The organism is Nocardioides immobilis, assembly GCF_003515065.1.
GTDB lineage: Bacteria > Actinomycetota > Actinomycetes > Propionibacteriales > Nocardioidaceae > Nocardioides > Nocardioides immobilis.
The window spans coordinates 62,306-84,268 of sequence record NZ_QXGH01000036.1 but is presented as its reverse complement, the minus strand read 5'-3'; the positions used below and the strand labels follow the sequence as shown (position 1 = coordinate 84,268).

Here is a 21,963-nt window from a genome sequence, read left to right as displayed (position 1 = left end):
CTCGACGACCTCATCACCGCGAAGGGGACGGGCCCGGGAGGGCAACGGGATAACGACTCTGACTCCAGCGCGACCGGCTCACAACCCCACACCGGCTCTTCGGACAAGCCACTTCCCGGACCCGCCAAACCCCACCCTAGAACCCCACTACCGGCTGCGTCTTGACACAGAGGGGTGCCAGTAGCGGCTAGTCGAACCAGCCCGATTGTGCGCGTCGGTGACTGGAGTAGTTGCTGACGTTACGGTCACCGCATGCAGTCGTTCGAGAACGTGGTGCAGGCGGCTGAGCGCACGGACTTCTCCGGCGCGGTACGCGTGGACCGGGCCGGTCACACCGAGCTGGCTCTGGCCCGCGGCTTCGCCGACCGGTCCCACGGGACACCGAACACGATCGAGACTCAGTTCGCCACCGCGAGCCTGACCAAGGGATTTACTGCACTGGTAGTGGCGAGCTTGGTGGACAGCGGTGTGCTCGATCTCCACACGACGGCCCGCTCCATCCTGGGTGACGACTTGCCGCTCATCGCGGATGACGTGACGGTCGAGCACCTCCTCGCGCATCGTTCCGGAATCGGCGACTACCTCGATGAGGAAGCCCTTGGTGACATCACTGACTACGTGATGCCGGTGCCCGTGCACCTGCTGGCGACCACCGAGCAGTACCGCGCGGTTCTTGGCGGCCACCAAACCGTCTTCCCGGCCGGCAGTCGGTTCGCCTACAACAACGCTGGATACGTGGTGCTGGCGCTCGTTGCGGAACGGGCCAGCGGCACGGAGTTCCACGATCTGGTCCGGACCCGGGTGTGCGAGCCTGCCGGCATGGTCGACACCGAGTTCATCCGCAGCGATGAGCTAACCGGGCGCGCGGCCCGCGGCTACCTCGCGGTCAGCGGATTGCGGACCAATGTGCTGCACCTTCCCGTGCGGGGCAGCGGCGACGGAGGGGCCTACTCCACGCTCGCCGACCTCAGCGCGTTCTGGGAAGCGCTGTTCGCTGGCCGCATTGTCCCTTCCGCCTGGGTAGACGAAATGGTGCGCCCCCGAAGTGAGTGGCCTCAGGAGGACAGGCGCTACGGCATGGGGTTTCACCTACACGCGACGAACGACGCCGTCTTCCTCGAGGGGTCCGACGCCGGGGTGTCTGTCGCCAGCCTCCACCAGCCTTCCACCTCGACCACCTACACAGTCGTGTCCAACTGGTCGAACGGCGCCTGGCCGATCGTCAGCATCCTCAACGAGCAACTCGGCATCTGAGGCGAGCCCGCTAGTCGGCATCATGGGGCGCGTCGGCTCGCTGGCCGTGCCTCGAAGGATCGCGGCCTCATTCGAGAGTCGCGAAGGTCCTCCAGGGTCCTGTCGCTGCTGGCGCCTGGGGTGCCTCCTGGAAGCAGACCCTGTTCTAGGAACCCTTCGGCGTACCGCTACTTCACGGCCTGGGCGTCCTGCGCGATCACCACCCGGCCCCGCCCCGCCCGCTTCGCCTCGTACAGCGCGCCGTCGGCCGTGGTGTAGAGCGCGCGCAGGTCGGTGGCGTTGGTCGGCATGTGCGCGCAGCCGATGCTGATCGAGACGCGCAGGTTAGTACCGTCGTCCAGCAGGAAGGGGTGCTCGGTGACCGCGGCCAGCACGGAGTCGGCGCGGGCGACCGCCGCGCCGTACGCGCACCCGGGGAGCAGCAACGCGATCTCATCGCCGCCGAGGCGGCACACCACGTCGCTGTCGCGGCTCTGGGCCAGCAGGTGCCGAGCGAGCTGGACCAGCACCTCGTCGCCCGCCGGGTGGCCGTAGCGGTCGTTGATCGACTTGAAGTGGTCGACATCGAGGAGTATGAGCGCCGTCCCGGCACTGCTGTTGGCGCCGCAGAGCGCCGACCCCGCCGCCTCGTCGAGCACGCGACGCGTGGCCAAACCCGTCAGTGGGTCGATGGCCGCCATCTGCTCGAGCCGGTGCACCAGGCGCGCGTGGCGCTCGCTGGCCACGGTCAGCAGGGCCGCCGTCGTGCCGATGGCCGCGGTGACGTACCAGGCGTCGACGACCGCGTCCTGGGTCGGGAGCAGGGTAAAGACGACGACGCACTCGCCGGTCACCGACAGCACGGCCAACAGCGCGGCCCCGGGCGGGCGAAGCTGCGAGGCTCCGTAGAGCACAGGAAAGACAAAGAAGATCTGGGCCGCCACCGACGCGTCGCGGGTGAGGAGGTCGAGCGCGACCAGGACCACCAGACCGGCGACCGGCGCGAGCGCCCAGGCGACGCGGTGGCGCTCGTCGAACCGGTGGGCGACCAGGGCGATCAGGAGGACGGCCAGGACCAGCCCACCGGCCATCACGAAGTCCATGCTGCCCAGCCCCTGCTCGTCCAGCGGCGCGGTGACCACCGTGGTGGTTCCCGCCACCCCGGTGAGCGCCGCGATCGACCGTGCTGCGGTACGGGCGCTCCGAGGCTGCATCCAGCTCAGAAGACTCATCATCACCAGGCTTGCCCGGCCCGTTCGGGCCGATCTCGAGGTCGGACCTCGACCCTAGAAGTCCTGCGGCGCGGCGCCCTCCATTTTGCTCTACCCGGTGCGTCCGAGGCGCGGATTGTGTCCGTTCGGCCGCCCGCCACCACCCGGGGTGACTACCGGGTTCTCCACCAACGCAGGGTCCAGCTCCGGCAGCAGCCGATCCAGCCACCCTGGCAGCCACCAGTTCGCGTCGCCAAGAAGCTTCATGGTGGCCGGGACGAGCACCAGGCGTACCACGGTTGCGTCGAGGAAGATGGCCGTGGCCAGCCCCACCCCCATCATCTTCACGACCGGGTCACTGCCCAGGACGAAGCCCGAGAAGACCGCCACCATGATCAGCGCAGCCGCGGTAATGGTGCGGCCGGTGCCTGCGATCCCCTCGATGACCGCGCGGGTGTTGTCGCCGTCGCGGCGGTGCTCCTCTCGCACCCGCGACAGCAGGAAGACCTCGTAGTCCATGGAGAGCCCGAACAGGATCGCGAACATGAACAGCGGGATGAACGACACGATCGGCACCGCCGACTCCACGCCGATGAGGTCGGCCGCCCAGCCCCACTGGAAGACCATGACGAGCACGCCGTACGCCGCGCCGACGCTCAGCAGGTTCAGCACAACCGCCTTCAGCGGTACCAGTACCGACCGGAACAGCAACGTGAGCAAGAGGAACGACAGCAGCAGCACAGCCGCCACGAAGCGCAGCATCCGCTCCTGCACCCGGTCACCGAGGTCTGCGAAGGTCGCGGTCTGCCCGCCCACATGGGCGGTTGCAGAGGTGCCGTCGAGCACCGCCGGGAAGACAACGTTTCGTAGCCTCGCGACGGTCTCCTGAGTGGATTCGTCCTGTGGCGACGTGGTCGGCTGCGCCACCAGGGTCGCCACGCCTGCCGGGAGGTCAACGGTCGGTTCGCCGACCGACGTGATTCCCGGGTCGGCTGCCACTGCCTCGGCCAGCGGCGTCACGACCGACGCCTCCTGCGAGATGTCGACCGCGATCACCAGGGGCCCGTTGGCCCCGGGCCCGAAGCCCTCGGCGATGAGGTCGTAGGCCCGTCGTTCGGTCCTCGACTCGGGCTTGGTCCCGTCGTCGGGGAAGCCCAGGTTGAGCGCGAGAACTGGCGCGGCCAGCGCCAGCATGAGGACCGCTCCGCCGACCAGGTACGGCGTCGCGTGGCGGGTCACGTGAGCGCCCCACCGGTGCCAGCCGGTGCTCGGCCGGTGCGGCGAGCGCCGGCGTCCGTTGATCCGGTGCCCCGCAAGCCCGAGCAGCGCCGGCAACAGCGTGACCGACGCGAGCACCATGACGAGCACCATCGCGGAGATGGCGACACCACCACCGGTCACGAACGGGATCCCCGCGACGAGCAACCCCAGGATCGCCACGACGACCGTGCCGCCGGCGAAGAGCACCGCCTGTCCTGCCGTCGCCATCGCTCTGCCCACCGCCTCCTCGACCGGCATCCCCAGGGCCAGGTGCTCGCGGTGCCGGGTGACCAGGAACAGCGCGTAGTCGATGCCGACGCCGAGCCCCACCATCGCCGCAAGCTGCGGCGCCCCCGCCGGGATGTCGACCAAGTACGTCACGAGCTTCATCGCGGTGACGCCGACGACCAGGCCGAACAGCGCCATGCCGATCGGCAGCCCCATCGCGACGAAGGAGCCGAAGGCGATGAGCAGGATGACCATCGCGACGACGATCCCCGCGACCTCGCCGAGCCCGGTGGGTGCCTCCTCGAACGCAAAGAACAAGTCGCCTCCGGTCTCCAGCGTCAGCGAGGACTCGTCACGCAGGTCGGCGACGACGTCCTTGAGGTTGGCCAGGTCGGACTTCTCGAGATGCTCGATCGCGGGGTACTGCACGCGCACGAGCGCGATTTCCCCGTCCGGCGAGACGCTGCTCGTCGTACTCAGCACGTGCGGGAGCCCCGCAAGAGCGGCCTCCACCGGTGCCAGCTGCGCCGCAGCGTCCTGAGCTTCGAGTACCACGTGGGCGGTGATCCCGCCCTCGTCAGCCTGCGTCTCGGCGAGCAGCTCCGCAGCGCGGTAGGAGTCGAGGCCGGGCGCCTCGAAGCTTTCATCGAGCTCGCGCCCGAAGGCACTGGAGGATGCGATGACGACAACAGCGAGCACGATCCACGCGCCGATGGCGACCCAGGGCCGGGTGGCGGCAGACCGGCCGAGCCGGTAGAGGAGATGAGACATGCGTCCACGGTGGCCCGGTGGCAGAGCGATCCACATCGGGCCAAGGAGTGGTGGGCTCCTCGGCCGAAAGAACGACGAGCGGCTCGTGCTTGTGCCCCGTACGACGAGGCTGGCCGCTCTCTAGGCTGGGGCGGTGGTAGCCGCCTTCGTCCGCTCGATACTTGCCGAGCCTCGTGCCCCGGACCCGCCGGTGCGGGTGTGGCGGGACTGGGTCCTGGTCGGCGCCCTGCTGGTCACGGCCGTGGCCGAGGCGATCTTCCGCCCCGACGTGCCGTGGCGCCCCCTGGCCACCGTGGTCGCGCTCCTGGTGATCCCGGTCCTGCTCTGGCGACGTACCCATCCACTGCTGGCGACCGCGGTCGGCTGGGGCGGCGCGATGGTGCTGCACCTCCCGACGATCATCCACGACGTCGCCGATGTGGGGCTGTACTCCATGGGCGCCATCGTGTTGCTGCCCTACGCGTTGTACCGCTGGGCTTCCGGGCCCGAGGCGCTGGTCGGGACGGCGATCGTCGCCGTGCCGGCGGGCCTGGGCTTCGCGGTCAGCGCGACCCTGGGGGACCTGATCGGCGGCACCATTCTGCTCGTCGCGGTGTTCGCGCTCGGGGCAGCGGTGCGCTACCGCGCGGTCGCACGCCAGCGGGAGGTGCAGCAGGTCAGGACGCTCGAGCGCGGTGAGCTCGCCCGCGAGCTGCACGACACTGTCGCGCACCACGTGTCGGCCATCGCGATCCAGGCGCAGGCGGGGCGCACCGTGGCGGCCACAGACCCGGCTGCGGCGGTCGAGGCGCTGGCAGTGATCGAGGCAGAGGCCTCCCGGACGTTGCACGAGATGCGCACGATGGTCGGGGTGCTCCGCGATGGCGACGCGCTCGACGCCGAGCCAGTCGAGTATGGGCCGCAGCGGGGCATCAGCGATCTTGAACAGCTGACCCGGATGAGCCCCCTGGTGCAGGTGCACCGCGCCGGCGATCTCGCTGGCCTGCCGCAACCGGTGGAGGTGGCGGTGTACCGGATCTGTCAGGAGTCGGTCACCAACGCGATCCGGCATGCGCGCAACGCCACGACCCTCAGCGTGGAGGTGACGGGCGACGTCGGCGTCGTACGGTTGCGTGTGCACGACGACGGAGAAGCAGCCCGCCTCTCGACCACCGTGGGCTATGGCCTGCTCGGTATGGCGGAGCGGGCCAAGCTGCTCGGCGGCGCCTGCCAGGCCGGGCCGGATCCGGCCGGCGGCTGGACCGTCGAGGCGACCCTCCCGCGTGAGGTGCCGCGATGACCATCCGGGTGGTCGTCGCAGACGACCAGCTCCTGGTCCGCACCGGTCTCACCATGATCCTCAACGCGCAGCCCGGGATCGAGGTCATCGGCGAGGCAACGGACGGTCACCAGGCAGTGGCAGTGGCACGCGAGCTGCGTCCCGACGTCTGCGTCTTCGACATCCGGATGCCCGGCATCGACGGCGTCGAGGCCACCCGCCAGCTCGCTGGCCCAGACGTCGAGGACCCCCTCGCCGTCGTGGTCATCACGACCTTCGATCTCGACGAGTACGTCCATGGCGCCCTCAAGGCTGGCGCCCGAGGCTTCCTCCTCAAGGACGCCGGGCCCGACCTGCTGGTCCAGGCGATCCACGCAGCCGCGAACGGCGACGCGCTCATCTCACCCAACATCACCCGCCGCCTGCTCACCACGCTGGCCAGCGTGGAGCGAGCCTCCCCGCCGACCCAGCCGATCGAGCCGCTGACCGAACGCGAGGAGGAAGTGCTGCTCACCGTCGCCCGCGGCCGCACCAACGCCGAGATCGCCGAGGAGCTGCACATCACCCTGAGCACGGTGAAGACCCATGTCGCCGCGCTGATGAACAAGCTCGGCGCCCGCAACCGTGTCGAGGTCGCCATGTGGGCGTACGAGACCAGGCGCGTTAAGGGATAGGGCTCGAGCGCAGCGTCCGCTGTGTTCACACCGCCGCGGCCTCGGCCATCAGCGCGAGCTGCTGACGACGGCGGAAGCGGATCGCGTCCCAGGTGAACACCGAGAGGGCGAGCCACACCAGCGCGAAGCCGACCCAGCGGCCGGCCGGCATGTGCTCGCCGAGCACGGTGATGCCGAGGGCGAACTGCAGGACCGGGGCGAGGTACTGCAGCAGGCCCAGCGACGTCATCGTGATCCGGGTCGCGGCCGCGCCGAACATCAGCAGGGGGATCGCGGTGACCACGCCGGCGGACATCAGCAGCAGGACATGACCGGCGCCGTCGCTGATGAAGTGCGCGTCACCGGAGAAGCCGAGCCACGCGAGGTACCCGAGCGCGAACGGTGCGACCAGGCTGGTCTCGACCGCGAGGCTCTCGATCGCCCCGACCCCGGCCGTCTTCTTCGCCAGCCCATAGGTCCCGAACGAGAACGCGAGCACCAGCGCCACCCACGGCGGCCGGCCGTAGTCCCAGGTCAGTACGGCGACAGCGATGAAGCCGATGCCGAGGGCCCACCACTGGACGGCCCGGAGTCGCTCGCCGAGCAGGAACACGCCCATCAGGACCGTCACCAGCGGGTTGATGAAGTAGCCGAGCGAGGTCTCGACCACGCGCTCGGAGTTGACGCCGTAGATGTAGGTGCCCCAGTTGGCGGTGATCGTGGCGGCCGAGAGCAGCAGGAGCAGCGTCGTACGACGATCGCGGAGCAGGTCCCGCAGCGCCGCGCGGCGCCGGAGCGCCACGACCAGCAGGGCCATGACCAGCGCCGACCAGACGATCCGGTGGGCCAGGATCTCGACCGGGCTGCTCGGCTCCAGCAGGGGGAAGTAGAGCGGGAACGCGCCCCACAGCGTGTAGGCGGCGACACCGAAGATCAACCCGCGCCGCGACTCCACCACGTCACGAGCGTACGGGTCAGACGGTCATGACCGCCAGCGGCTTTCCTCAGGACCGGCGTCAGCCGACGTTCCAGGTGTCGCCGGCGTTGAGCAGCTTGGTCAGCCGGTCGGTGTCGTTGCCCTCTGCCTGGGTTGCCTTGGTCTTGGCGTCGTTGACCTGTGCGCGGGCGAGGTCGTCGTAGGTCGGCCGCTGGACCTGGCGGAAGATGCCGATCGGGGAGCGGTTGAGGTAGCCGGAGTCGGTGAGGCGCGAGATCGCGAACGCCGTCGACGGGTCCTCGTTGTGGGCGTCGTGGACGAGCAGGTCCTCGACCGGCATCGCGGCCGTCTCGACGACCTCGACCCCGCCGCCGGCGGACCGGGCGAGTGCCTTGTCGCCGAGGCCGGTGGTCTCGTCGCGGGTGCCGAAGGTGATCGGCTCACCGTGGACCAGCGGGATGATCGCGTGCTCCTTGGTCTGGCTGTCCTTGATCGCGTCGAAGGCGTTGTCGTTGAAGATCGGGCAGTTCTGGTAGATCTCCACGAACGAGGTGCCGCGGTGGGCTGCGGCGGCTTCGAGGACGGCGGTGAGGTGCTTGCGGTCGGAGTCGATGGTGCGGGCGACGAAGGAGCCCTCGGCGCCGAGGGCGAGGGAGACCGGGTTGAACGGGTGGTCCAGGGAGCCCATGGGGGTGGACTTGGTGACCTTGCCGACCTCGGAGGTGGGGGAGTACTGGCCCTTGGTGAGGCCGTAGATCCGGTTGTTGAACAGCAGGATGGTCATGTTCACGTTGCGGCGCAGCGCGTGGATCAGGTGGTTGCCACCGATCGAGAGCGCGTCGCCGTCACCGGTGACGACCCACACCGACAGGTCCTCGCGGGCCGTGGCGATGCCGGTCGCGATCGACGGCGCGCGGCCGTGGATCGAGTGCATGCCGTAGGTGTCGAGGTAGTAGGGGAACCGGCTGGAGCAGCCGATGCCGGAGACGAAGACGATGTTCTCGCGGCGCAGGCCCAGGCCCGGCAGGAACGACTGCACGGCCTTCAGTACGGCGTAGTCGCCGCAACCGGGGCACCAGCGGACCTCCTGGTCGCTGGTGAACTCCTTGGCGGTCTGCGGGCCGTCGGATGCGGGGACCGACTCGGTGCCGGTGCGCAGGCTCGGGGTGTTGAGGTCGATGCTCATCGGAGCGGGGCCTCCTCGTGGTCGGCCGGTGGGTTGAGTCCGTGCTCGCCGAGGTCGACGTTGATGCCTTCGGCTTCGCCGACGAGCTGGCCGATGGCCTCGGCGAGCTCGGCGGCCTTGAGCGGCAGGCCGCGGACGTGGTTGTAGCCGATGGCGTCGACGAGGTACTCGGCGCGGAGCATCTTGGAGAGCTGGCCGAGGTTCATCTCGGGGACGAGGACCTTGTCGTAGCGCTTGAGGATCTCGCCGAGGTCGGCGGGGAAGGGGTTGAGGTGGCGCAGGTGGGTCTGCGCGACGTGGTAGCCGGCGCGCCGCACGCGGCGGCAGGCCGCGCCGATCGGGCCGTAGGTGGAGCCCCAGCCGATCACGAGCACCTTCGCCTGGCCCGACGCGTCGTCGACCTCCAGCGGCGGCAGCGACTTGGCGATCGCCTCGATCTTGGCCTGGCGGGTGCGGACCATCAGGTCGTGGTTGGCCGGGTCGTAGGAGATGTTGCCGTGACCCTCGCCCTTCTCCAGGCCGCCGATCCGGTGCTCCAGGCCCGCGGTGCCGGGGATCGCCCACGGCCGGGCCAGGGTCTCGGGGTCGCGCAGGTAGGGCCAGAACTCGTCCGGCTCGCCGTCCCCGCCGTTCTCGGCGGCAGCCAGAGCCTTGGCCGAGGCGTGGTTGGGCGCGGTCGCGAACGCCGGGTCGATCTCCGGCAGGTCGTCGACCGAGGGGATCAGCCACGGCTCGGAGCCGTTGGCGAGGTAGCCGTCGGAGAGCAGCATCACCGGCGTGCGGTAGGTGATCGCGATCCGCGCGGCCTCGACCGCGGCGGAGAAGCAGTCGCCGGGCGACTGCGGCGCGACGATCGGGACCGGCGCCTCGCCGTTGCGGCCGTACATCGCTTGGAGCAGGTCGGCCTGCTCGGTCTTGGTGGGCAGGCCGGTCGAGGGCCCGCCGCGCTGCACATCGATCACGAGCAGCGGGAGCTCGGTCATCACGGCCAGGCCGACCGCCTCGGACTTCAGCGCGACGCCCGGGCCGGAGGTGGTGGTGACCCCGAGGGAGCCGGCGAACGACGCGCCGATCGCGGCGCCGATGCCGGCGATCTCGTCCTCGGCCTGCAGCGTGGTCACGCCGAAGGACTTGTGCTTGCTCAGCTCGTGGAGGATGTCGCTCGCGGGGGTGATCGGGTAGGACCCCAGGAACACCGGCAGCCCGGACCGGACACCGGCCGCGATCAGCCCGTACGACAGGGCCAGGTTGCCGGTGATGTTGCGGTAGGTGCCCTCGGGCAGCTTGGCCGGCTTGATCTCGTAGCGCACCACGAACGTCTCGGTGGTCTCACCGAAGTTCCAGCCCGCCTTGAACGCGGTCAGGTTGGCGCCCAGGATGTCGGGGCTCTTCTTGAACTTGTTCTCCAGGAACGTCGTGGTCGGCTCGGTCGGCCGGCCGTACATCCACGACAACAGCCCGAGCGCGAACATGTTCTTCGCCCGCGCCGCGTCCTTGCGGGACAGGCCGTACTCCTTGACCGCCTCCACCGTCATCCCGGTCAGGTCGACGGTGTGCACCTGGAAGTCGCCGAGCGGGTCGTTCGCGTCGCCGAGGAGGTCGAGCGGGTTGACGGCGTACCCGGCCTTGTCGAGGTTGCGCTTGGTGAAGTCGTGGGTGTCCACGATGATCGCCGCGCCCTTGGGCAGATCGCCCACATTGGCCTTCAACGCGGCCGGGTTCATCGCCACCAGTACGTCGGGACGATCACCCGCGGTCAGGATGTCGTGGTCAGCGAAGTGCACCTGGAACGACGACACACCCGGCAGGGTGCCCTGAGGGGCGCGGATCTCGGCAGGGAAGTTCGGCAGCGTCACCAGGTCGTTGCCGAACACCGCCGACTCCTGCGTGAACCGGTCACCGGTCAGCTGCATGCCGTCACCGGAGTCGCCGGCGAACCGGATGATCACCCGGTCGAGCTGCTTGACCTGCTTGGTCTGACTCACTGTCGGTCCACTTTCCCTGTGCACTCTGCTGATTCTAGAACCTGTTCCAGTTTTCTGCTGGACACGTGTCCGAAGTCTCGGTTCGCGGCAAGCGCGATCCGCTGCTCCACGATAGTCCGCTCACCGCGCGCATCCGATTCCTTGTCAACTCCTGGGCGGCCCATCGGGGTGACCTCACTCACAGCCCTGCCCGGGTCCAGGCGTCGGGCGTCTCATGCCCGACACGCGGAACTTGCGTAGTGACTCGCTAAAGTCTAGTAATCTACCTGTCATTAGCGATGAAGGCGGTGCCTACCGGGGCATCGGCCGGGACACGAAGTCAGGAAGTGACGACGATGAAGAAGACGGTCAAGGCAACGGTTGCAGGATCTTTGGCGGTGCTGACAGCGTTGACGGCGACCGCCTGCACCTCCGCCGGCGGGAGCAGCTCGAGCGACACGCTCTCGGTGGTCGCGTTCTCGGTGATGGAGTCGGCGAACGACGGTGTCTACGAGGCGTTCGAGGACACCGATGCCGGCGAGGACATCACGTTCGCTCCGTCGTACGGCGCCTCGGGTGACCAGAGCCGCGCCGTGGTCGACGGCAAGGAGGCGGACTACGTCCACTTCTCGCTCGAGACCGACGTGACGCGCCTCGTGGACGAGGGTCTGGTCGCCGAGGACTGGAAGGAGGCCACGCCGACCAACGGCATCGCGACCTCGTCCGTCGTCGTGTTCGTCGTCCGCGAGGGCAACCCGCTCGGGATCGACTCCTGGGACGACCTCGCCAAGCCCGGCGTCGAGATCGTGACGCCCAACCCCGGCTCGTCGGGTGCGGCACGATGGAACATCCTCGCCGCCTGGGCGCACATCATCGGCAACGGCGGCACCGAGGCGGAGGCCGAGCAGTTCGTCTCCGACCTGCTCGCGAACACGCCGGCACTTCCGGCCAGCGGGCGTGAGGCGACCTCGGCGTTCGTCGAGGGCGACCAGGACGTGCTGCTCTCCTACGAGAACGAGGCGATCCTCGCGAAGCAGAACGGCGAGGCCATCGACTACGTCGTCCCGCAGGACACGCTGCTCATCGAGAACCCGGCGGCCGTGACCGTGGACGCCAAGGACGGCGCCGAGGAGTTCCTCGACTTCGTGACGTCGGCGGAGGCTCAGGCGCTGTACGCCGGCTACGGCTTCCGGCCGGTCGCCGGTGTCGAGGGCGTGGAGCTCCCGGAGGTCGAGGGTGCCAACGACCCGGCCGACCCGTTCCCCGCTCCGCAGCAGCTGTTCACCATCGACGGTGACTTCGGTGGCTGGTCGGTGGCCGCGGAGAAGTTCTTCGCCGACGGCGAGGACGGTGAGCCGCTCGGCATCATCCCGCGGCTCATCGAACAGTCCGGCGCGGACGCCCAGGAGTAAGGACCCCGGTGGCTACCGCAACCCTTGACGCGACCGCCCGCCCGACACCGCCACCGCGGCGTCGGGCGGGCGCCCGCTCGACCCTGACGGCCGGGTCCTCACTGGGCCTCGGCATCGCGGTGACGTGGTTCAGCCTGCTCGTGCTGATCCCGCTCACCGCCATCGTCGCGACCTCCGCCGGTCGCGGCTGGTCCGGCTACATCGTCACGATCACCAACCCGCAGACGATGGCGGCGATCCAGCTCACCGTGGGGCAGTCGCTGCTGGTGACGGGGATCAACATCGTCATGGGCACCCTGATCGCCTGGGTCCTGGTACGCGACCGCTTCTGGGGCAAGTCGGTGCTCGACGTGATCATCGACATCCCGTTCGCGCTGCCCACCATCGTCGCCGGCCTCGTGCTGCTGGGCCTCTACGGCAACGGCAGCCCGATCGGGCTCGACTGGGCCTACACCGAGCGGGCGGTCATGCTCGCGCTCGCGTTCGTGACGCTCCCGTTCATCGTCCGCACCGTCCAGCCGGTGCTGGAGGAGCTGGACCACGACGTCGAGGAGGCGGCGGCGTCGCTCGGCGCGAAGCGGCTGACGATCTTCCGGCGGATCATCCTCCCGAGTCTCGCGCCGGCCATCGCCGCGGGAGCGGCGCTGTCGTTCGCCCGCGCGATCGCGGAGTACGGCTCACTGGTCCTCCTCAGCGGCAACAAGCCCTTCACGACCGAGGTGGTCTCGGTGCGCGTGCTCTCCTTCATCGAGAACGGCAGCACCGAGTCCGCTGCCGCCGTCGCGAGCCTGATGCTCGCGGTCGCGCTCTTCGTGATCGTCGTGCTCGACGTCGTGCAGAGGCGGGTGTCGCGCCGTGGTTGAGGTCTCCACCCCTGTGAAGTGGCTGCTGCGCGTCCTCGCCATCGGCTACGTGTTCCTCCTGGTCGCTTGGCCGGTCAGCACGATCGTCCGCGAGGCGTTCGCCGACGGCCTCGGCACCTTCGTCGAGATCTTCAGCGACGAGCAGGCCGTCAACGCGCTGACGCTGACCGTCCAGGTCGCCGTACAAGCCGTGCTCATCAACCTGGTGTTCGGCGTCGGGATCTCGCTGCTGCTCGTGCGCTACGAGTTCCCGGGGAAGCGGGTCCTGTCGGCGCTGGTCGACCTGCCGATGGCGGTCTCGCCGGTCGTCGTCGGACTGTCGCTGCTGCTGGTCTACAACGGCCGCGACGGGTGGTTCGGCGAGCACCTGGAGAAGTGGGGGGTCCAGATCATCTTCAGTGGCACCGGGATGATCATGGCCACCTGCTTCGTCGCCCTGCCGCTGGTCATCCGCGAGGTCGTCCCCGTCCTCACCGAGATCGGCGACGACCAGGAGCAGGCCGCCCGCAGCCTCGGTGCCAACGCCCGCCAGACGTTCCTGCGGATCACGCTGCCGAGCATCAAGTGGGCCGTGGTGTACGGCGTCGTGCTGAGCCTGGCCCGCAGCCTCGGCGAGTTCGGAGCGGTCAAGATCGTCTCCGGCAACGTTGCCAACCAGACTCAGACCGCGACGCTGCTCGTCGAGAAGCAGTACCAGAGCTTCGACCAGGCCGGCGCCTACGCCGTGTCGTTCATCCTCGCGTTCGTCAGCGTCCTCTGCATCGTCGTCGTCTCGATCCTTCGTCCCAAGGAGCACAGCAAGTGAGCATCGAAGTAACCAACGTGACCAAGAAGTACGGCGACTTCTACGCCCTCGACGACGTCAGCGTCTCGCTGCCCACGGGCCAGCTCACCGCGCTGCTCGGCCCGTCGGGTGGCGGCAAGTCGACCCTGCTGCGGATCATCGCCGGCCTCGACACCGCGGACAGCGGGACGGTCGCGATCGAGGGCACCAACGCGACCAGGCTGCCGCCGCAGAAGCGGAACGTGGGCTTCGTCTTCCAGCACTACGCCGTCTTCAAGCACATGACCGTCGCGAAGAACGTGGCGTTCGGGCTGGAGATCCGGAAGACCCCGAAGGCGGAGGTGAAGCGACGGGTGGGCGAGCTGCTCGAGCTCGTGCACCTCTCCCAGTTCGCCGACCGGCTGCCGTCGCAGCTCTCCGGCGGCCAGCGGCAGCGGATGGCGCTCGCCCGTGCGCTCGCGGTCGAGCCGACCGTGCTGCTGCTCGACGAGCCGTTCGGCGCGCTCGACGCCAAGGTGCGCAAGGAGCTGCGCGACTGGCTGCGCCGCCTCCACGACGAGGTGCACGTGACCACCGTGTTCGTGACCCACGACCAGGAGGAGGCGATGGAGGTCGCCGACGAGATCGTGGTGATCAACCACGGCCGGGTCGAGCAGGTCGGCAGCCCCGACCAGCTCTACGACGAGCCGGCGAGCGACTTCGTGATGGGCTTCCTCGGCGAGGTCACCAGGCTCGGCCCGGTCCGGCTCCGTCCGCACGACGTCGAGGTCGCCACTTCCCCGGGCCGGGCGGGCGCCATCCCCGGCACGGTCACCCGTTTGCTGCGCGTCGGCTTCGAGGTCCGCCTGCAGGTACAGCTGGGCGACGAGTTCGGCACCGGCGCGGAGCCCGTGTCCGTCGTACTCTCCCGCAGCCACGCGCGGTCCCTCGACCTCGAGCTCGGCTCCAAGGTCTGGCTCACCGCCGCCGTCGGCGCCGTCACCGTCCCGGCGATGATCGCGGTGTGACGCTGAGGTGCCGATTTCGGCATAGTCCCTGACGTTTCTGTCGTGTATCGGCCCCCTCGAGGACAGGAACGTCAGGGACTATCGCAGCGATTCGGCGCGCGCCTTGAGCGCTTCGGCGTGGCGGCGGAAGCCGTCGGCGACCCGGCCGGGGCCGGCGAGGGGGACCAGGGGGCCGGAGAACTCCTCGACGGTGTCGTACGACGTTGGGCCGCCGGGTGCCTGGGTCAGCCGTTGGTGCCGGGTGCCGCGTACCAGGCCGAGCTTGGACGGCAGTCCGGCGTAGACGTAGGAGAGGAGCGCTGTCGTCGTACCGTCGTCGGCCGTGGCCGGTGGCTCGATCGCGGTGATCCGCTCGGGCGAGCGGGTGCCCTTGCCGTTGGCCCACCGCACATGGAGCACGATCGGGTTGCCGACGGCGGCCGGCTGCGGCGTCTCGATCCGTACGACGAACGGGTTCCACTCGCCGTACGCCTCGGTGTCGAGCATGACTCGCCAGACCACCTCGAGCGGTGCGTCGATGTCGACCGACGCCCGCGGGTCCGTCATGGCGCTCACCGGTAGTTGGTGAAGGGCACCCGCGTGGCTGGTGCACGATGGGCAGTGTTGGCAATCATGGTCTGACCTCGGCTTACCCGTTTGGTGACGTTGGCTGATGATAGGCGCCGTCGAGAATCCTGCGGACTTTTCGCGGACTTTTGGTACCCGGTCTGGTGGGTGGATCGATGAGAACGACGTCCCGCATGCTGCGTCGAACTGCATAGTTCAGAGGCGTCGAAACGCATAGTTCGATGGCGTCCATCTGCTAAGTTCGGGGCATGTCCTACCGGCCTCGCGTTGTCGACCGACTTCTGGACGACCTGTTCCCGGACCTCGCAGCGATCGCGCTCGAAGGTGCCAAGGGGGTCGGCAAGACGGCGACGGCGCTCCAGCGCGCCGCGACCGTGATCTCGCTGGACGTGCCGGCCCAGCGCGAGATCGTCGCCGCAGATCTCGACTACGTCGCGCGGGTGGACCCGCCCGCCTTCATCGATGAGTGGCAGCTCTATCCGGCGGTGTGGGATCGCGTGCGACGCGCTGTGGACGCGGACCCCCGAGGCGGCCAGTTCCTCCTCGCGGGCTCCGCTGGAGTCGCACCGGAGGCGCGGATTCATTCGGGAGCGGGGCGGATCGTCAGCCTGGCCATGCGCCCGCTGTCGTTCGCGGAACGCGCCATCGTCGAGCCCACGGTGTCGTTGTCGGAGCTCGTGGCCGGTTCGCGGCCGAGGATCGGCGGCAGGTCGGACGTCGGCCTGAGCGGTTACGTCGACGAGATCCTCGCGTCGGGCTTCCCGGGCATCCGCGACCTGCCGGAGCGGGCCAGGAACATCCAGCTGGACAGCTACATCACGCGCATCGTCGAACGCGACCTGCCGGAGAACGGGTTCAACGTGCGCCGGCCCGCCGCGGTCCGCGCCTGGCTTGCCGCGTACGCCGCCGCAACCGCCACCGATGCGGCGTACACCAAGATCCTCGATGCCGCGACTGCCGGAGTCGTCGACAAGCCTTCCCGGGTGACCGCGGACAACTACCGCGAGCACCTCCGTCGGATCTTCGTGCTGGATCCGGTCGAGGCCTGGGTGCCCGTGTTCAATCCGCTCAAGCGACTCACCCAATCTCCTAAGCACCATCTCGTCGATCCGGCCCTGGCTGCTCGGCTGGTCGGCGTCGGCAAGACCGGCCTGCTGCAAGGTGCGGGTGACCGCGTCGCAGCGTCGACGGGCACTTGGTTGGGCGCTCTGTTCGAGTCGCTCGTCGCTCAGAGCATCCGGGCGTACGCGGCGACCGCGTCGGCTCGCGTAGGACACCTCCGGACCAAGCAGACCGACCGGGAAATCGACCTGATTCTCGAAGGTGAGGACCGCCAAGTCGTCGCGATCGAGATCAAGCTCAGCCAGACCGTCGAGGACAAGGATGTACGTCACCTCAACTGGTTGCACGAGCAGATCGGCGACAGGGTGGCCGACCGCCTCATCATCACTACCGGTGAGCACGCATTCCGGCGCCCCGACGGCGTCGCCGTGGTGCCGCTCGCGTTGCTCGGTCCGTAGGTCGAGTCAGCGGCGCTCGGCGCGATCGGTCTGCTCGGTGAGCCAGAGGATGAGGTCGGTGCGCCAGTAGCGGACGTGGCGGCCGACCTTGAAGCTGCGGGGTCCGCAGCCGAGGTGGCGCCAATAGCGCAGGGTGCCTTCGGGGACCCGGAGGAAAGCGCAGGCCTCGTGGAGAGTGAGCATTTCGTCACCGGGGTTGCGGCGCGGGCTCGGGTTAGTGGGTTGCGCGGTCATGAGGAGACTCCTATTCGGGTTTCGATGGTGCCGTGCGGAAGAAGGTGCGTCCTGCCTCAAAGGCAGGTGCGCAGCGGTTGCCAATGATGTGGCGGAATATCGCTGATAGGCGATAATCGGAGGTGTGGAGCGACCGACGATCATCGAGCTGGCCCGGCGCGGGGCTGGTCTGACGCAGGCGGAGCTGGCGGGCCGGGCAGGGACGACGCAGTCGGCGGTGTCGATGTACGAGCGGCGTCGGAAGGTCCCGATGCTCGATGTCGCCGAGCGCCTGATGCAGGCCGCTGGCGCCGACCTGGGCATGGTGACGACCGTGGTGTGGGAGGTCGACTTCCTGCCGGGGATGAAGGCGTTCTGGTACCCGGACCGGCTGTGGCGGGTCGAGGTGCCGGGGTGCTTCGACCGGGTGCGGATGCCGGACGTGGTCGGCCATACCGACCAGGACGTGTGGGATCTGCGGGACAGGACGGATCGTCGGCGCCTGTATGAGAACCTGCTGGTCGAGGGGACCCAGCACATGATCATGCGCTGGGTCGACGGTGCCCTGCTGGTCGATGCCTGGGCCGAGCTGGTGCTGCCGGCGAAGGTCCGGGCGGCCTGGGAACCGGCGGTCGCGGCGGCCTCGGCGGGCCGAGGCCTTGACGTGTTCCAGTACAACGCCTGACAACGCGCGGTCCACGATCAGGCCCCATTGGACCCGGAGCCGGGTGGGCGTCGCCGTTCGGCCCGCCACAACCTGCGGTGGGTTCGCCAGTACCGGATCGTGGCGATCGGCACCCGCAGCTGGGCGGCGGCGTTCTCGATGCGGGCGCTCTCGTCGTCGTCGTGGTTCCGGTCCTGGTTGTTGTCGTCGTCGCGGTGTGGTGCGGTGCTCATGTGCTTCTCCTTGCTGGTTATGGGTTGCTGGTTATGGGTGAACCTTCAAGCGCGGCGGCGGTGCCGAATGGACAGTGCCTGTTGTTGACCTAAGGGCGTGACGGCTCACCTGGCGATCACCGGCGCCCACCAAAGTCATGCCGCCTGTGCGGTTGTCCATGACTTGAAAGGCAACAGCTTGCGGAGCGGATCGGACATCGCTTGCAGACGTTTGTGGGTGCAGTTGGCTCAGCGACCGATGCCCCACCCGCGGTCGGGCGTGCTCGGAGGAGGCGGTTCGATCCGCTGTGCCTTCTCCAGGCGCTGTCGGTGTTCGTTGGCTTCCCGGGCGGCGGCTTGCTGTCGGGCGATGCGGTCGGCGGCCCACCGGTCGTGTTCGACGTCGAATCCTCCGTCCGGAAGCGTCCGGAGGCACGGTTCACTCGCGAGGGCTTCGACGCGGGTTGAGACGGTGCGCAGCTCGCGTTCAACCCCTGCCAGGTCGTCGGCGACAGCTGCGAGCCGACTGGCGGCGTCGCGGGTATGTGCTGCCTGGCGGTAGGGGCGTAGGTCGGCGTACATCGACTCCTCGAGTTGGGTGCGCGAGCGTTCGGCACTGTCGTAGGCGGCCTGGGCGTTGCGCTCGGCGTCGCGGATCTGGTCGGCGTCTGGATGGGCGGCGGCTATCTGGCGGGCGACGTAGGTGTTGATCGCGTCTTCGAGGCGGCGCCAGTGCAGCCACATCAACTGGTCTGCGAGTTCCGCGGGGTCGGTGGGCAGGTCGGGGAGAGCGGGGTGCCAGCGTTGGGCGAAGGCGGTCAGCTCGGTGGAGGCGTCGCGGACCTGGCGCCGGTGCTGGCCCAGTCGTCCAGCGCCCTCCCGGACGACCTCGCCGGCTCGCTGCGCCTCGGAGAGCTCCTGGCGCCACGCAGCCCAGACCCGCGCCTGCAGGTTTGCGGTCTCGGCCTTCAGTGCGGCATCGAGGTCGACGACCCGTTGGCACGCCTGAAGCCAGTTGCGCCTTGCGTGGATTTCGTCGCCCCTGAGTCGGTCGCGGCTTGGTGTGTAGCGGGCGTGGATCGCGGCAATCTGTTCGAGGGTGTGGCGTTCGCCGGCCAGACGCTGGTGTTGTTCGTGGAGGTCGGCCTGTCGGGTCCACGCTGCCCACAGGGCGCCGAGCACCTGGTCGAGGGGTCGGGTGGGCTGCTGGGTGCCGTAGCGCTCGACGTCCTCAGCAGCTTGTGCGGCAGCAATCGTGGGGCCGAGGTCGGCCCGGTCGCGGGCGAACGCCTGCTCCCATTGGCGCCGTGCGTTGGCTTCGTCTTCGGCGACGAGGTGGGCGATGTTGTCGTGCCGGCCGCGGGTCATCGCGACGTAGGCGGAAGCAGCGGAGGTGTGCTCGCCCAACGCGAGGTGTCCGGTGCGGGTGGTTTCGCCTTGGGCGCCGTAGACGGTGGTGGCGTAGGAGAGCTCGGTGTGCTTGCGGGCGTAGGTCGCGGGAAGGGTGCGCAGGTCGGTGGCCTTTCGGCCGCGTAGGGCGAGGCTGCCGTCGTGGCCGATGGCGGTGATGGTCCAGGTGTCGCGGTTCGTCACGCCGAGGTCGCGGTCGTTGCGGCGGGTAGCGACCCGGTCCCCGACCCCGAGCCGTTCCCCGGCGTCGGTGGCGACCGCGTGGGTGTCGTCGACACGGCCGGCGGCGACGAGCCGGTCGCGGATCGCGCCATTGAGTGCGGTGGTCTGTTCGCGGGTGTCGGCCAGCATCAACATCTGGCGCGCGCGCCGATCTCGGCTCAGGATGCTGTCGGCGGCAAGCTGGGCCAGCGCCTGGGTGCGTTCGGCCTCGCTGGGGTAGATCCGGACCTGGCCGCGGCGCCACAACGCTGCCCACACCTGCCGGGTCGGCTCACCATCTCGCTCACCAACCGGCTCACCGTCTGCTTGGCATGGGGCTGGCGGTGGGAGGGTGTAGGTGGGGGAGCCGGTGCGCAGGGCGAGGCTGATGGCGGCGTACTCGGGGTCGGCGAACCGGTGAGCGATGTCGAGGTCGACGTGCGCTTGGTGTGGGACCCAACGTGCGGCGAGGTCGAGGACGCCACCGCGGCCGACGGCGGGGAGTTGATGCCGGTCACCCACGAGGGCGAGGCGGGCGCCTATCTCGTCGGCGACCGTGAGGAGCGCGCGGGCGGTGTCCTGGTCGAGCATCCCGGCCTCGTCGACCAGCAGCAGGTCACCACGCCCGAGCATCGCCTCGGACGCTGGCTCAGCGGGGACGCGGGTCCAACGGCCGTCGGTGTCCCACCGGTAGCCGTGTTGGTGGACCAGCCAGGCGACCGAGCCCGCGGTGCCGACCTCGCGGGCTGCGACCTGGGCTGCTTTCCGGGTCGGGGTGACCACGAGCAGCCGCCGGCCCTGCTTATCGAGCAGGGTCTGGGTGGCGGCGAGGGTGGTGGTCTTCCCTGCTCCGGCCGCGCCCTCGATGACCACTAGCTCCGCGTCCCCGGCTAGAACCTCGACTGCGGTGCGTTGGTGCTCATCCAGCCCTGTCCCGGTGGCGGGGGACAGCACCGCCGGGGTTGAGGGGATGCTGGCGCGGTCGGCGAGCCGGGTCACGATGTCGGCCTCGACATCCAGCACGTGGCGTGAGGACAGCGACCGGATGTGCTCGGGCACACCCGGGTGGCGCAGGAGCGGAACAGAGGCGCCGAGGGCGCGGGCGGTGAGGTCCTCGGCCAGCTCGATCCGCACACCTGGGTCGAGGACCAGCCCGGCCGCCGCGATCGCCTTCTCGGCCTGGCCGCGGATGTCGGCGGCGTTCCAGGCCGACCGTCGGGCACCGAGACGGACGAGGATGGTCTCGGCGGCGGCGTCGCGGTCGAACTCACCGACCTGCGGGGCGCCGACGATGATCGGCAGCCCGAACTGCGGCGTGGGGTCCTGGTAGCCGAGGTCGGCCAACTGCTGGTTCCACGCCGCGACCAACTCGGCGCCGTCCTTGGGTGCGATCTTGTCGGGGCGGGCGTCCTTCCATGCCCGTCGGTCCCAGGATCGCCGGACCGTCGGGCCGGGCTCCTGGCAGGGGTTCGCGGAGCGCCATTCGGCCTCGTAACGGTCGATGTTCCGGCCGATCTGCGCGGCCCGCTCGCTGAACGCCCCGACGTAGGGCGCCAGCTCGACGATCTCGCAGGTGGCCGGATCGAGAGTGAACCCGGCACCGGCCAGAGTCGCGCGGAAGTCGGGGTCACACATGACCGCCGCGTGGCCGATGCCGTTGAGGGCCTCGATGTTGTCGCGGAACCCGACCGTGTGCAGGCCCCGCCACTGTCCGACGGCGAACACCCGCGCGTTGACCTGGAGGTGAAGGTGGCGGTGCGGATCCCCGGCACGCGAGGTGTAGTGCCGCACGGTGACCGCCTCGAGCCGCTCGACCGGGACCTGGACCTGACGGTCGCGTTGCCCGGCCCGGGTGGTGGCGTGCTCGGCCACCCAGCCGATGACCTGCTCGGCGGCCCGGTCCTGCGCGGCGTCGTAGGCCGCCGAGACCTCCGGGTTCAGTGCCGCCGCCAGGGACCAGGTCTTTGGTCCGTTGACCGTGATCTCGGCGAACCGGACCGGGTTGCCGTTCTCGCGGCGTCGATCCCGCGCCTGCCCGGACACCGGGTCGAAGCCGGCGACCCACTGTTCGTACCCTTCGCCGTCCAGCACCCCAAGATCGATCACACCCTCGCCGTCGGGCGTGGCGCCGAACCGGCGCGCGATACCGGTGCCCTCGGTGAGGTAGTAGTCATCGACCCGGGACCGGTCGGCCTCGACGTACGCGCGCGCAGCGGCGGGTGATCGGTTGTAGATCTTGACACCACCATGCATGACCAATCACGTCCAACAAGTCGCCCGAAAATGACTCGTGGGCCACCCGAGGAGGGCGGCCCATCTACGAACCTTCGTAGCATGCGTGCCGAAGGTTTGAAGGGTGTGTGAGCGGGGTGTCAGGGGGCGGCGGGGTAGAAAGTTGACCAATCAGTG

18 protein-coding genes are annotated in these 21,963 nt (G+C 69.3%); 9 read left to right on the top strand and 9 right to left on the bottom strand.

The annotated features are described in order from the left end of the window. Positions 1-252: 252 nt before the first annotated feature. Positions 253-1,254: a serine hydrolase domain-containing protein gene (locus D0Z08_RS26550; RefSeq protein ID WP_118928307.1), complete on the top strand. Its 1,002-nt coding sequence runs from the start codon at positions 253-255 to the stop codon at positions 1,252-1,254. A gap of 167 nt (positions 1,255-1,421) precedes the next feature. Here the strand turns inward: D0Z08_RS26550 and D0Z08_RS26545 are convergent, their stop codons facing one another. Continuing rightward, complete coding sequence (locus D0Z08_RS26545; RefSeq protein ID WP_182481508.1) at positions 1,422-2,447, bottom strand: GGDEF domain-containing protein; 1,026 nt, start codon at positions 2,445-2,447, stop codon at positions 1,422-1,424. Positions 2,448-2,555: 108 nt separating this feature from the next. Then, positions 2,556-4,703, bottom strand: a complete 2,148-nt coding sequence (locus D0Z08_RS26540) for an MMPL family transporter (RefSeq protein ID WP_118928305.1) — start codon at positions 4,701-4,703, stop codon at positions 2,556-2,558. A gap of 133 nt (positions 4,704-4,836) precedes the next feature. On the opposite strand from D0Z08_RS26540, the gene D0Z08_RS26535 reads away from it, so the two are divergent. Continuing rightward, positions 4,837-5,982, top strand: a complete 1,146-nt coding sequence (locus D0Z08_RS26535; RefSeq protein WP_118928304.1) for a histidine kinase — start codon at positions 4,837-4,839, stop codon at positions 5,980-5,982. Further along, on the top strand, positions 5,979-6,635 hold the full coding sequence (locus D0Z08_RS26530; protein ID WP_118928303.1) for a response regulator: 657 nt from the start codon (positions 5,979-5,981) through the stop codon (positions 6,633-6,635). The genes D0Z08_RS26535 and D0Z08_RS26530 overlap by 4 nt, the downstream gene beginning before the upstream one ends. A 25-nt stretch (positions 6,636-6,660) precedes the next feature. On the opposite strand, the gene rarD is transcribed toward D0Z08_RS26530, so the two are convergent. From rarD to D0Z08_RS26515, 3 genes are read right to left on the bottom strand one after another with little or no spacing between them, the layout of a single operon-like run. Then, positions 6,661-7,572 carry an EamA family transporter RarD gene (gene rarD, locus D0Z08_RS26525; protein ID WP_118928302.1) on the bottom strand — a complete coding sequence of 304 codons (912 nt, stop codon included), beginning with the start codon at positions 7,570-7,572 and terminating at the stop codon, positions 6,661-6,663. 58 nt (positions 7,573-7,630) lie between these two features. Continuing rightward, positions 7,631-8,737: a 2-oxoacid:ferredoxin oxidoreductase subunit beta gene (locus D0Z08_RS26520; RefSeq protein WP_118928301.1), complete on the bottom strand. Its 1,107-nt coding sequence runs from the start codon at positions 8,735-8,737 to the stop codon at positions 7,631-7,633. After that, the gene (locus D0Z08_RS26515) at positions 8,734-10,746 is read right to left on the bottom strand and encodes a 2-oxoacid:acceptor oxidoreductase subunit alpha (protein ID WP_425454075.1); all 2,013 of its coding nucleotides are present in this window, start codon (positions 10,744-10,746) and stop codon (positions 8,734-8,736) included. The genes D0Z08_RS26520 and D0Z08_RS26515 overlap by 4 nt, the downstream gene beginning before the upstream one ends. A 353-nt stretch (positions 10,747-11,099) precedes the next feature. On the opposite strand from D0Z08_RS26515, the gene D0Z08_RS26510 reads away from it, so the two are divergent. Genes D0Z08_RS26510 through D0Z08_RS26495 form a run of 4 tightly spaced genes read left to right on the top strand, consistent with a single transcriptional unit; the run spans position 11,100 to position 14,767 of the window. Beyond that, positions 11,100-12,113 (top strand): sulfate ABC transporter substrate-binding protein, encoded by a 1,014-nt coding sequence (locus tag D0Z08_RS26510; RefSeq protein ID WP_245994525.1) that lies wholly within the window; start codon positions 11,100-11,102, stop codon positions 12,111-12,113. 8 nt (positions 12,114-12,121) lie between these two features. Further along, positions 12,122-12,976, top strand: coding sequence for a sulfate ABC transporter permease subunit CysT (cysT, locus tag D0Z08_RS26505; protein ID WP_118928298.1), 855 nt, complete (start codon positions 12,122-12,124; stop codon positions 12,974-12,976). Continuing rightward, complete coding sequence (locus D0Z08_RS26500) at positions 12,969-13,781, top strand: sulfate ABC transporter permease (protein ID WP_118928297.1); 813 nt, start codon at positions 12,969-12,971, stop codon at positions 13,779-13,781. Before cysT ends, D0Z08_RS26500 begins: the two co-directional genes overlap by 8 nt. After that, positions 13,778-14,767 (top strand): sulfate/molybdate ABC transporter ATP-binding protein, encoded by a 990-nt coding sequence (locus D0Z08_RS26495; protein WP_118928296.1) that lies wholly within the window; start codon positions 13,778-13,780, stop codon positions 14,765-14,767. The genes D0Z08_RS26500 and D0Z08_RS26495 overlap by 4 nt, the downstream gene beginning before the upstream one ends. Positions 14,768-14,845: 78 nt before the next feature. On the opposite strand, the gene D0Z08_RS26490 is transcribed toward D0Z08_RS26495, so the two are convergent. Further along, positions 14,846-15,313, bottom strand: coding sequence for an SRPBCC domain-containing protein (locus tag D0Z08_RS26490; RefSeq protein ID WP_245994530.1), 468 nt, complete (start codon positions 15,311-15,313; stop codon positions 14,846-14,848). A gap of 269 nt (positions 15,314-15,582) precedes the next feature. On the opposite strand from D0Z08_RS26490, the gene D0Z08_RS26485 reads away from it, so the two are divergent. After that, the gene (locus tag D0Z08_RS26485) at positions 15,583-16,854 is read left to right on the top strand and encodes an ATP-binding protein (RefSeq protein WP_118928294.1); all 1,272 of its coding nucleotides are present in this window, start codon (positions 15,583-15,585) and stop codon (positions 16,852-16,854) included. 6 nt (positions 16,855-16,860) lie between these two features. Here D0Z08_RS26485 and D0Z08_RS26480 read toward each other — a convergent pair whose 3' ends face one another. Continuing rightward, positions 16,861-17,088, bottom strand: coding sequence for a helix-turn-helix transcriptional regulator (locus D0Z08_RS26480; RefSeq protein WP_118928293.1), 228 nt, complete (start codon positions 17,086-17,088; stop codon positions 16,861-16,863). Between the two features lie 124 nt (positions 17,089-17,212). Here D0Z08_RS26480 and D0Z08_RS26475 point away from each other — a divergent pair, with 124 nt between their 5' ends. Then, entirely contained in the window at positions 17,213-17,752 is a 540-nt protein-coding gene (locus D0Z08_RS26475) for a helix-turn-helix domain-containing protein (RefSeq protein WP_182481506.1), read from the top strand. A 17-nt stretch (positions 17,753-17,769) separates the two neighbouring features. Here the strand turns inward: D0Z08_RS26475 and D0Z08_RS26470 are convergent, their stop codons facing one another. Together D0Z08_RS26470 and mobF are read right to left on the bottom strand one after the other, a co-directional pair. After that, a complete protein-coding gene (locus D0Z08_RS26470) occupies positions 17,770-17,964 on the bottom strand; it encodes a hypothetical protein (protein WP_118928291.1) in 195 nt (64 codons plus the stop codon). A 228-nt stretch (positions 17,965-18,192) separates the two neighbouring features. After that, on the bottom strand, positions 18,193-21,807 hold the full coding sequence (gene mobF, locus D0Z08_RS33505; RefSeq protein ID WP_118928290.1) for a MobF family relaxase: 3,615 nt from the start codon (positions 21,805-21,807) through the stop codon (positions 18,193-18,195). Positions 21,808-21,963: the final 156 nt, after the last annotated feature.